Here is an 11,728-nt window from a genome sequence, read left to right as displayed (position 1 = left end):
ATAGTTTCTTGTGGGTACAATTGGATTATAAAGTATTAGTTTAAGAGGGGCGATAGAATGCTTGAAAAATTAGCTACAGAAAAGAGAAATAGCAAGACGATGCAACTTGATGAAATGTCTGTAAGGGGAATTCTAGAAGCGATGAATCGAGAGGATAGTTCAGTTCCTACTACCATCAAAAACGAGCTAGATCATATTGAAAAAGTTGTTGAATCTGTTGTCCAATCGTTCCAAACAGGAGGCCGACTCATATATGCTGGAGCGGGAACGAGCGGAAGATTGGGGATTCTTGACGCTGTTGAATGTGTCCCGACGTTTGGGGTTTCTCCTGAAATGGTTCGAGGTTTCATTGCCGGAGGAATGGAAGCGTTTACAACTGCGGTTGAGGGTGCCGAAGACAGTGTAAATATGGGGGCACTAGATATGGAATCTGCTTCAGTTTGCGATAAGGATACTGTCATTGGGATAGCCGCGAGCGGTAGAACTCCATATGTAATAGGTGCTTTAGATTACGCACGTGAAAAAGGAGCCAAAACGGTAGCAATTTCATGTAATAAAGGCGCTGAAATAAGCAAGCATGCCGAAATGGTAATTGAAGTAGAGACTGGTCCTGAAATTTTAACAGGGTCAACGAGATTAAAAGCGGGAACAGCCCAAAAGTTAGTGCTAAATATGATTTCTACGGCATCCATGATTGGAATTGGGAAAGTATATGAAAATCTTATGGTCGATGTCCAATCTACTAATGAAAAGTTAACAGAGCGCTCCAAAAGAATCATTATGGAAGCCACTCAAGTTGACTATGAGACCGCTGAGAACTATTACGAAAAAGCCCAGCAACAGGTGAAAACCGCTATAGTCATGATTTTACTGCAAAGTACTTATGAAGAAGCGGTTGAAAAATTGGAACAAACAGGCGGCTTTGTCCGAAAGTCTATATAAATAGTGAAATGGGGGGATTGGAATGAAAAAGGAAGAGCGTATGGCCAAAGATATTTTTGCGAATATCGGCGGTAAGGAAAATATTCAGCGGTTATCCCACTGTATGACTCGTTTGCGCTTGGTATTAAAAGATGATAGTAAGGCGAATATTGACACGTTGAAAAAAGTCGATGGCGTAATGGGTGTCATTGAAGATGATACTTTGCAAATCGTAGTGGGGCCGGGGACGGTCAATAAAGTCGCTGCAGAAATGAGCAAAGTCACGGGGCTATCAATTGGGGAAGAGGCAGCCTTAGATGAAAATGATTTAACTTTTAGCGAAAAAGCAGCAAGAAATCAAGCCAATCTGAAGGAGAAGAATAAAACACCTATAAAAATGCTACTTCGCCGAATTGGTAGTATCTTCATTCCACTAATCCCAGGTCTTGTTGCATCAGGTCTAATTAACGGAGGGGCAAACTTCGCGAAAAACGCGGGTGTGGATCCGACGGTAACATGGATGCAAATTCTTCTTCTACTTGGAAGCGGTATTTTCATGTATCTTGCGATTTTGGTGGGTTGGAATACAGCTAAGGAGTTTGGAGGCACACCAGTACTTGGTGCAATTGCTGGAGCATTTTTGTTCAACCCTGCACTTGCAGATATTACGATTTACGGTGAGGCATTAGTGGTAGGTCGAGGTGGATTATTTGGCGTCATCTTTGCAGCTTGGTTAATGACTTGGGTTGAAAAGCGTGTTCGATCTGTTATGCATGATTCGATTGATATTATAGTTACACCTTTAATTACCGTATTAACAGTAGGTTTCTTTTCACTCTATGCAGTAGTACCAGTTGCTGGTGTTCTATCTGATGGTATTACATCTGGAATCAATGTCATTTTGGATGTCGGTGGTGTTGTTGCAGGTGCGGTTCTTGCAGGTTTCTTCCTGCCGCTAGTTATGGTCGGACTTCATCATGGTTTGACGCCCATTCATCTAGAGTTGATTAATTCTGTTGGCTACACTGCATTATTACCAATATTGGCAATGGCAGGCGCGGGTCAAGTTGGTGCAGCCATCGCGATTTTTGTGAAAACTAAAAACAAACGATTACGTAATATAATTAAAGGGGCGCTACCAGTAGGCTTCCTAGGAATCGGAGAACCACTACTTTACGGGGTCACGCTTCCCCTAGGCCGCCCATTCCTTACTGCTTGTATGGGTGCAGCAGTCGGCGGCGCCTTCCAGGCAGTCATGAAAGTAGCTGCATCTGGTATCGGCGTATCTGGTATTTCGTTAATACCACTTATTGCAGACAATAAGTTCTTGTTTTATTTCTTAGGTCTATTAATTGCTTATATATTCGGATTCCTATTCACGTACTTGTTTGGATTCAAGGAAGAAATGGCGGACGGTATTTAAAAAAGGGGGGCTTGCCTCCTTTTTTTGATGAAAAGAAAGATCTAGCTCGAGGCACGTCTAATGCGGCGTCTTGCGCTTTTCTTAAACTTACAAAGGAGCTGATTGCATGCTTGGAATTTCCGTTTATCTAGGAAATGATTTGAACGAGGAATTTGAATCTTATCTTAAAAAGGTGAGAGAAATCGGTTTTACTTCCATTTTCACATCGCTTCATATCCCCGAGGAGGATCCGCAGCTTTATAAAGAACGTCTTCAAAGACTAGGGGCAGCAGCGAAACAATATAATATGGAGTTAATGGCAGATATTTCGCCAAAGTCACTTGGACATCTTGGTTTCACATGGGAAAATGCAGAAGGTCTTCTTGAGTGGGGGCTAACGGGTTTACGGGTGGACTATGGTATTTCAGAAGCCACAATTGTCAGGTTATCTAAGAAAATGAAAATTGCACTGAATGCAAGCACACTGACCGAGGATAGTCTGGAAAAAATGAAACAGGCAGGGTTACACACAGAATCTATTGAGGCGTGGCATAACTTTTATCCGCGACCCGAAACAGGACTCGATCGTGATGAATTTCGCAAGGTGAATGAGTGGCTGAAACAGGAAGGGGTCACCGTGATGGCCTTCATTCCAGGAGATGGATCATTGCGCGGACCGCTGTATGAAAAATTGCCGACATTGGAAGACCATCGAAGTATCTCACCATTTTCCGCCTTTCTGGACTTAATTGAAAATGGTTGTGTGGACAAGGTCTTGGTCGGTGATCTTACACTGACTGAGCAATCGCTAGAGCAATTTGCATCTTATCAACAAGGGATTTTTTTATTGCGAGCTGAGCAGGCAACCCACGACAAATCTTTACTTGAAATAGTTGGAGCTGTGCAGACAAATCGTTTAGATGCTGCTCGGGATTGCATCCGATCGATGGAATCAAGAGAATATGGACTAATTGGCACCCGTCCCGTTAAAGCATTCAATACGGTAGAAAGACCACTGGGTACGATTACCGTAGATAACGAAAAGTATGAACGCTATCAAGGAGAAATTCAAATTGCGAAACGAGATCTCCCAGCTGATGAAAAGGTTAATGTGATTGGCCGAATCAATGAGGATGATCGGTTATTGCTACACTATATGCATGGTGGATCTAAGTTTCAGATAAAATGGATGTAATGAAACAGATACTGAAAAAATGCCTTTGTAAAATATCGGCAGAGGCATTATCTTAAGGAGTAAGAAGAACCGAAAAACATTGTGACTTCTTAATGTGTTCAAGAAAGCACAACTGCTTGTGTTTTCTGTTCAGATGATGCTACCGAAAAACTTAAATCAATGCACAAGTAGTTTTGAAGCATATCTAGAGTTATCGATGAAAAAAGCAAGAAATCGCTGTGTAAATTCTAGCGCTTTCTTGCTTTTTTTGGGCGTTTCAGTAATAAAATAAACCGTAAAATAATGAGAAATGTAATGGCTCCTACCATATCGAGAATGACGTCTTGAAGCGTTGGTGTCCGTCCGCTTGTCAGCGATTGGTGATATTCATCCCCAGCGGCCAGTAAAAGTGTTATCCATGTGGCGGTCAATATGCGAAACATGTGTTTAGGTAAAATTAAATAGATGATGGAGGCAATAAATCCAAAAGTGAAGAAATGAGCACTTTTTCTGACAAGGAATTCAACAAAAGGATAATAACCTCGTTCATCGATCGAAACTATTATGCCCCAATACGGCACGTGCAGTTTAGAAAGTGATGATTTGAATGGCTCTCCGGGCAACCATTTTTCCAACGTAGGTATGAGCGATTGCTGCTCAGGGCTTTGTCCAGAAGAAAAGAATAGAATGCTAAGTAGGATGATCAAAATGAGAAGTTTTTTCATATGAAAAGTGTACCATAAGAGGTGTTGGAATACTTGGATAAAAATTGGGATTCCTAGTTGGAATTGAATGCGTGCTCATTTCGAGGAGTGCCTAGTTAAGCTATGGGAATAAAGTTAATGATTGCTCCTGTTTCCACTGCGATTTGTGGTGAAAGATACGATTACAATTCAAAAAACATAGAAGTAGAGCCTGACTGCGGAGGGAATTGAACCTGAAATATGAAATGAAATAAAACATTATTTGTTGGAAATCTGGGTATAGATATATTGTAGTAAGCTCCATACATAAGGAATAGATTTAAGAATAGGGAGTGTCAAATTTGAAAAAGATTAAGTCTTTATTGGTTATATCATTACTTTTAAATATCATTTTGATTGGAGTGGGAAGTGTTGGAGTGTCTAAAATAGGCGGCATTGAATTCATAAAAAAACAAATGCAACCGGCACCTTCCGGAAAAGGAACTTCAGATTATTACTTCACGAAAAAAAGTATCTTCGATCAGTCCGATGCTAAAAATGTAAGTGAAATATTCATTGGGGACAGCATTACAGATTACGGAGAGTTTCAGGAATACTTCCCTAACGAGGTTGTACTAAATAGAGGAATCAGAAACGACGTGTCAAAAGGAGTATTGAATCGAATACAGGAAGTGGTTAATCGGAACCCTAAAGAGGCATACCTTATGATTGGCGTTAACGATATTCGATACTCCAAAGGTAGTAAGAATTTCGAAAAACACATAACTGCGATTGTGAAGTCTTTCGAAGGTGAAAGCAGTAAACTCATTATACAATCCATACTTCCAGTAAATAACGAGCTGTTTGGTAATGAAGTATCTAATAAAAAAGTAAAACAATTTAATGAAGTATTACAAAGGATTGCTGAAGAAAACGGAATCGAGTACATTGATTTACATTCTAGTTTCGTGGACAAGAACGGGCAATTGGATGAGAAATTCACAATTGACGGTATCCACTTAAATGGGGAAGGGTACAAGGTTTGGATGGATGCTCTTAGACGTAAATAATTGCGGGGTCACCATTACAGTCCGCGTACAATTCTGAAAGTTGAACATAGCTGGTTCCATTTAAAGAAATTCAATAAAAAAGCTGAACCCCATGTCATCACGGAGTTCAGCTTTTTCTAATTTATAACTGGAGTAGTAGCATTTTTTTTAGGCGAGAATCCACCAAGAAATAATTTCCCGTAAGGCAACATTTTTTGAATGATAATGGAAACAATGATTGGAATGACTAATCCAAATGCTGTGAATCCAATAATACCATATGTGAAATAATCATTTAACAAAATATCTGTGAAAATATGCAAGTACATAATGGTTAGTGAGTGTTTCTCTATATTTTGCAGCCAATTCAATGACATTCGGGAAGTGATGAATTGAAATCCTCCCACCACTACCAGTGTGAATGACAGGGGGATGACCAAATCTAGAATGAAATGATCGTATCGCAAAAATTTCATGCTTAATCGATAGTCAATTACATTCCAGTTATCAAGCAAGACCATTGTTACACTGACAACCATTCCAGCAATCATCCAGCGTTTCGTGACATTTTGCCAAATATCCTTCATGTAATAACCAAAGGCAAAATAGACGACCGCCATGAGTGCAACATCGATGTTCCAAATCATCGGAATCGCTTGCGAGGCTTCGGAAGGTTTTCCGCCAATCACATGGATTGCAATAATACTTTCAAAGTGGGCTATTATATAAAAGATCGACAGAATAACAACTTGTTTTGTACGGTTAAAGTATTTTGTCAGCCATAAGAAAAATAGATACGTAAAGAATAATGTTGTCACAAACCAGAAGACACCATAAGCACCACGTGCAAAACGACCTCCCACGGCAAGTGTCCACAAATCATTTATATACCAAGATAAGTCCATATTGCCTGAACCGATTTCTATGCCGTAGCGGATCAGCGTAATACTTATTAAGAAAAATAAATAGGGGACAATCAGTTGCATAAAACGTTTGTGAATTGAAATTTTTAGTAGGCCTTTTTCCACAACGGGTTTAAAAAACAAACCACTCAAAATGAAAAAAGCCGGCATATGAAACCAGTAGATATATTTCGAAAGAGGAAAATCAAGTTGTCCGGGATAATGTCCAATAACTACAAGGACCATCAAAAACCCTTTCGTGACATCCACCCAGGATAAACGCTTCTTATTCATAAAACTACTCCTCACAGAAACTAATCTTTTTTATTGTATACCCCTATATTAGGTTTTTATAACGACGTAACAGTATTGACTCGAGAATGAAAGAAATCTGGAATTAATTTCTTGATAGTCACTAACATAGTTCTGGTATTAACCAGAGTATTTGTAATGGGTACAAAAAAACAGCCTCTTCGTGAGAGGCCGCTAATAACTTACGTTTTTAATTTCGTGACAGTTATTCATGAAAAAATAGGCAACTAAGCCTTGATATAACTTGGCACACTGGCAATTTCTTGTTTGGAAGCGCGCATTCTGTGCTAACCATTAACTTTTTTATTTCGATTTTGAATGAAATCAATTTTTACTCGTGCCTCGTTCGACATTACACAATGAATGGAACGAAGAATGCTCTTATTATCTTTAACAGGCTGCGCCAAACTATAAAGTTACTTTAAATCAACCAACCGAATAGTACTGTTATGTTGTTTTTACCATGCTGATATTGAACGAAGATTGATTTATGAACCGATACACGGCATCCTTGACTGGTTAACGACCAGCTTTCTTTGACTCTAAAGAGAGAACCGGTTTCTGTGTTGGAAAGTCAAGCAAAAAACAAGTTGAAAAAAGTAGGAACAACTGAAACCGACAGCTTTTATAATGCCCATATTGCGTAAGTGTTAAAAAAATTCTAGTTCAGAAAAAACAGAGAGAAGTTCTTTTGGCAGTTGATTAGCAGCGGGGATATGGTCTATCATATTAGTAGGCGCCTCTTCTATTTTGCAGTGATTTCTAGTTAATCCCACTACACAAAAGAATGAGGTGTCTTTTTAGTTACTTAAAATTGTCAATGGACCTATTGGTTCGACTAAAAGGCTAGTGCAATCAATTGATTTTATCGTTTTATTGGGTACGGTAGTTGAATGTTGAATTATATAGTAATCGTAATCAAATAATGCAACCACTATCAGATGATAATTTGGTTGTAGCTGCATCGGATTACTTAGACGAATTGCTAGAGGCAAGAGGTTCTTTAGCGAATCAGTAGTCGAGCATTATTAAAGTAAATTATTCGTGAAATTGCGTCTATCAAAGAGATACAAATGGAACCTACTCATTTATTTTGTTATTTTAGTTCTTTATGAGATGTTTAAGAATTACGAAGCAAAAAGGAGATGGTATTAGATGAAAAACCGTTTGATATGGCAATGGCTTAGCTGCATTGTTATTGTGGCAGTTGTGTCTCTCAGTGGACAAACAAAAGCTTTATCTCAATCGTTTAAAGATGTCTCACAAAACCACCCTTTTCGAGAAATAATTCAGAACATGCAAGTAAGGGGGCTGATTAATGGCTATCCGGATGGCTCGTTCAGACCAGACGAAACAATTTCACGTCAGCATGTTGCTCATTTATTGGATAAAGCATTAGCGTTAGAAGCGAAGACAGTCGCCGTTATTCGTTACAAGAATGTGCCTACGAATCATCCTTACTCAAATGCGATTGTAAAAGTTTCACAAGCAGGAATTTTCAGCGGAGACGTTAATGGGAACTTTAATCCTAACGCACCCATCACACGGGTACAGATGGCTAAAGTACTGGATCTGGCGTTTGAATTAAATATTAAATCCTTCAGCCATTATCGAAATGTAGGTAAAAATAATTGGGGGTTTCTGCACATACAGGCCCTCAATTCAAATGGGATTACAGTTGGAAATAAGGGCTATTTTAAACCGAATGAGCCCGTGACACGTGCCCATTATGCGGCATTTCTGCACCGTGCGTTAAAAATGCCTAAGGTTCCAATCCCTAATCCGAACCTCCCGCCGACGAAAGAGGAAATACTAAATTTAGTCTATAGATTGCCTGTTACAGTTGAAACTACTATTAATAATTCTAAGTTACAGTCGTCCCCGTTTAGCGCGGTTCGTACGGAACTATTGGAAACTGCAACGCAACCGTTAGTGGACTCAGACTTGAAGAATTACTATGCAAATATGTGTACGTATTGTGATATGGGTCTTTTTCCATCTCTAGCGGATGAAACAGATTACCGATTTGAAATTCTTGAAAACACGCCAAATTTAGTTAGGATTCGTACGGTTTCCTTTGACGCTCCGCTTGAAGACGCTGTTTATTTGGAGTATGGGTTTGAAAAACAATCGGGCAAGTGGAAACTGTCAATATTCGACTGGGATCACGTCGGGGCAGGAAGCTTTGACCTTACCAAAGAGGAAGCGCTTCAAATTGTGAAAAATGAGTATGCTAGCTATGCATCGTCGCCGGTACGAGTGAATTTTCTTAACACCAAGTATGCCGATGTATATGATCCGTACACGGACCAGGATTATCGTCGCCTTATGTACCGAATGCAAGTGGAAACTGAAGAAGGGAGTTTCAATACCTTTTTCTATCCACATAGCGGATTGTTTGATCAAGAATAGACAGTGCATGAAAAGTATCTCTACGTGACAATTTTCAGAAAATACACTACGCTTGTATAATAATAGAATGAAGATTAGACACTTGGTGAATGTCTGGTCTTTTTTTTGTATTTTTATTCAATAAGTTGATCGGTGAAATGAACAGTCACCAGTTCGACTCTGATACGATTACCGCGGTATTATCTAATCGTTTTTTATAAAGGGGGAGTATAATTGCTAACAAGAATTACTAAAAAGAAAAGATTAATGGCTTATCTGAACGAGGAAAAAAACTCTTATCCGCAAATATTTGAAAATTCACCTGATATACTTCTCTTCGTTGTTGATCGAAAAGGGGTCATCGTCAGTATACGTGGAGGGAGTGAACTGATAACTGGAACTAAAGTAGAAGAATGCATAGGGGAAAAGTATAGTAACTTTGTTTATGAAGAAGATTTAGAAAGGGTAAAAGGCTACTTCGCCAAAGTTTTAAACGGAGAAGCTCAATATGTAAAATATCGAGTCATTAATGAACATGGTGGAGTCAGTCATATTGATGTAACGCTGACACCTATTCAAATGGAGAATAATGAAGTATTAGGTCTTTATGGATTAACAAGTAATATTACTGTTGCACAAGAATTGAAGCAGGATATTCAAGAAATGCGCGAAAAACTTCAATCATTAATTCATTATTCTCATGAAATTATTGGCATCCTCGATTCAAAAGGAACAATTGTCTTTGAAAGCCCAGCAATTGAGGCTGTTCTTGGGTATAAAGTGGAGGAGATTACTGGGACAAATTTTTTTGACCTGATACATCCAGATGACCATCAACTGAAGAAGAGTAAATTCAAAGAGATTCTCAAGCGGCCTAATACTCCGTTTACAGTAGAGCTGCGATTAAAGCATAAAAATGGAGAATGGCGTGACTTTGAAGTTATCTATACGAATCTACTCCATGCCCCAAGTGTGAATGGGGTTATTTGTAACTTACATGACATTTCTGAATTAAAAAAGCAACAGCGCGAAATTCAATATATGGCTTACCATGATTATTTAACTGAGTTACCAAATCGACGAGCATTTGAAAGTGGAGTGGATCTTGAAATAAGACTTGCGAATATTGATAAGAGAAAGTTCGCCGTTTTGTTCCATAATCTAGACGGATTTAAGTTTTTAAATGATTCATTAGGTCATGAGGTCGGTGATCTGTTATTAATTGAAATTGCGAGGAAGTTAAAAAATACACTTAATAAAAATATAAAAATGATGGCGAGAATAAGTGGAGATGAATTCGCAATTTTAACTACAAACCTTCAAGACATTCATTCAATTGAACAAATCGCGAAGGATGCATTGCAAGTTTTTGAACAATCATTTGACATTAAAGGTTATAATCTTTTCATTACGACGAGTATTGGTATTAGTATTTATCCTGAATCGGGAGATGATACTGCTTCACTCATGAAAAATACAGGCTTAGCATTGTACCTTGCAGAAAAAGCGGGAAATAATAATTATCAAATTTATTCACCAACGGCCAATGTCGCTACATATAAGGTTTTTTCTTTAAGGAATGAGCTTAAGCAAGCGTTGCATGACAATCAATTTCTTGTCTATTATCAACCGATTGTTCATACTGGGACGAATCAAATTGTTAGTGTAGAAGCGCTACTTCGTTGGAATCATCCAGTTTGGGGAATTGTTTCACCGGATGAATTTATTCCGCTGGCTGAGGAGTCGGGATTGATCACACCAATTGGTGAATGGGTATTGCGGACAGTTTGCAAAAATGTGCGTTTATGGCATAATGCTGGGTACTTTATTCAGGCTTCAGTCAATTTGTCACTTGTGCAGTTTTTACAAACAGGTTTAGTCGCTATGATATCTAGCATTTTACAAGAAAATGAACTTGATCCAAAATGGCTTAACATTGAAATTACGGAAAGTACGATGATGGAGCAGGAAGAAAAAGTATTAGGGAAAATAGAGAAGTTGCGTGGGTTGGGTATACAAATCTCACTTGACGATTTTGGGACAGGCTATGCATCCTTTAAAAGTTTAAGAGACATAAAACCGGATATATTGAAAATAGATAGGAGCTTAATAAAGGACATTCCATCTGATAAGGATAGCGGCGAAATAGTAACCTCAATTATTCAATTAGCACATAGACTCTCAATAGAAGTCGTAGCGGAAGGTGTCGAAACGATAGAACAGCGAGAGTTTGTATCTAATTTACAATGCGATTGGATACAGGGGTATTTATTTAGCAGACCTGTTTCAGAAGAAAACATTCTAAAGTTATTAGCCGGAAAATCGAATTCTGAAATTGAATCTGTGCCTATAAAAGAAAAAAGAAAATATTTTAGAATTGACCTCCAATATCCGCTTGAAGCATTTATGACGGTGGCAGAATTAAATGGAAAGAATGTACAATTAGGAAATACAAAAGTGGTAGTCGAAAACATAGGACCGGGTGGATTACGTTTCGTATCCAACATTAAACTTCCTACAAGATCGGACATTGTATTGAAGTTTCAAACAACAATAATTGACGAAGAAATGACGCTTTATGGGACAATTGTATTTGATGAGGAACAAGGAGATCTCTACCGATCCGGCGTTAAATTCATAGTCGATGAGAAGCAAAGAGACTACTTGATTAAGAATTTCAACCAATTTCAATTGCAGTTGAAGAAGGATCCGCTCTTAATCGGACATTCATTTGTAACGGAAAACGTTACAACTTACTTCAAGGGGTTATAAGAGCTTTTAGATACCTACACACTATAACAGCTAGAAAACACACTGAAATTGCATACTGATTAAAATAAAGACCAGACATGTACCTAGGAGGAAATCGGTGAAGTATCCAACTAAATCATAGG

The 11,728-nt window shown here is 38.5% G+C and carries 8 protein-coding genes and 1 pseudogene; 6 read left to right on the top strand and 3 right to left on the bottom strand.

The window, feature by feature from the left end; genetic code table 11:
- Positions 1–57: 57 nt before the first annotated feature.
- The 3 genes from murQ to MKX62_RS03215 all read left to right on the top strand — a co-directional run bounded on the left by murQ (position 58) and on the right by MKX62_RS03215 (position 3,518).
- Positions 58–942, top strand: coding sequence for an N-acetylmuramic acid 6-phosphate etherase (murQ, locus tag MKX62_RS03225; RefSeq protein WP_187045813.1), 885 nt, complete (start codon positions 58–60; stop codon positions 940–942).
- Positions 943–964: 22 nt separating this feature from the next.
- Positions 965–2,344, top strand: a complete 1,380-nt coding sequence (locus MKX62_RS03220; RefSeq protein ID WP_187045812.1) for a PTS transporter subunit EIIC — start codon at positions 965–967, stop codon at positions 2,342–2,344.
- Between the two features lie 106 nt (positions 2,345–2,450).
- Positions 2,451–3,518 (top strand): DUF871 domain-containing protein, encoded by a 1,068-nt coding sequence (locus tag MKX62_RS03215; protein WP_340740679.1) that lies wholly within the window; start codon positions 2,451–2,453, stop codon positions 3,516–3,518.
- Between the two features lie 227 nt (positions 3,519–3,745).
- On the opposite strand, the gene MKX62_RS03210 is transcribed toward MKX62_RS03215, so the two are convergent.
- The gene (locus MKX62_RS03210; RefSeq protein WP_340740678.1) at positions 3,746–4,222 is read right to left on the bottom strand and encodes a VanZ family protein; all 477 of its coding nucleotides are present in this window, start codon (positions 4,220–4,222) and stop codon (positions 3,746–3,748) included.
- Between the two features lie 320 nt (positions 4,223–4,542).
- Here MKX62_RS03210 and MKX62_RS03205 point away from each other — a divergent pair, with 320 nt between their 5' ends.
- On the top strand, positions 4,543–5,250 hold the full coding sequence (locus MKX62_RS03205; RefSeq protein ID WP_340740677.1) for a GDSL-type esterase/lipase family protein: 708 nt from the start codon (positions 4,543–4,545) through the stop codon (positions 5,248–5,250).
- Positions 5,251–5,366: 116 nt separating this feature from the next.
- Here MKX62_RS03205 and MKX62_RS03200 read toward each other — a convergent pair whose 3' ends face one another.
- Together MKX62_RS03200 and MKX62_RS24390 are read right to left on the bottom strand one after the other, a co-directional pair.
- A complete protein-coding gene (locus tag MKX62_RS03200) occupies positions 5,367–6,425 on the bottom strand; it encodes an acyltransferase family protein (RefSeq protein ID WP_340740676.1) in 1,059 nt (352 codons plus the stop codon).
- 540 nt (positions 6,426–6,965) lie between these two features.
- Positions 6,966–7,171 (bottom strand): annotated as a pseudogene (locus tag MKX62_RS24390) (IS4 family transposase); the annotation flags it as partial.
- 427 nt (positions 7,172–7,598) lie between these two features.
- On the opposite strand from MKX62_RS24390, the gene MKX62_RS03195 reads away from it, so the two are divergent.
- The gene (locus MKX62_RS03195) at positions 7,599–8,855 is read left to right on the top strand and encodes an S-layer homology domain-containing protein (protein ID WP_340740675.1); all 1,257 of its coding nucleotides are present in this window, start codon (positions 7,599–7,601) and stop codon (positions 8,853–8,855) included.
- Positions 8,856–9,068: 213 nt separating this feature from the next.
- Entirely contained in the window at positions 9,069–11,606 is a 2,538-nt protein-coding gene (locus MKX62_RS03190) for an EAL domain-containing protein (protein ID WP_340740674.1), read from the top strand.
- The last annotated feature ends 122 nt before the right edge of the window (positions 11,607–11,728 follow it).

The sequence above is a fragment of the Sporosarcina sp. FSL K6-5500 genome, from assembly GCF_038005665.1.
GTDB lineage: Bacteria > Bacillota > Bacilli > Bacillales_A > Planococcaceae > Sporosarcina > Sporosarcina psychrophila.
The sequence above is the reverse complement of the archived record's forward strand: the minus strand, read 5'-3'. Positions and strand labels throughout refer to the sequence as shown.

Coding starts and splice junctions, on each gene's coding strand:
- MKX62_RS03220 (WP_187045812.1), top strand. CDS start 965: ATGAAAAAGGAAGAGCGTATGGCCAAAGATATTTTTGCGAATATCGGC.
- MKX62_RS03195 (WP_340740675.1), top strand. CDS start 7,599: ATGAAAAACCGTTTGATATGGCAATGGCTTAGCTGCATTGTTATTGTG.
- murQ (WP_187045813.1), top strand. CDS start 58: ATGCTTGAAAAATTAGCTACAGAAAAGAGAAATAGCAAGACGATGCAA.
- MKX62_RS03210 (WP_340740678.1), bottom strand. CDS start 4,222: ATGAAAAAACTTCTCATTTTGATCATCCTACTTAGCATTCTATTCTTT.
- MKX62_RS03200 (WP_340740676.1), bottom strand. CDS start 6,425: ATGAATAAGAAGCGTTTATCCTGGGTGGATGTCACGAAAGGGTTTTTG.
- MKX62_RS03215 (WP_340740679.1), top strand. CDS start 2,451: ATGCTTGGAATTTCCGTTTATCTAGGAAATGATTTGAACGAGGAATTT.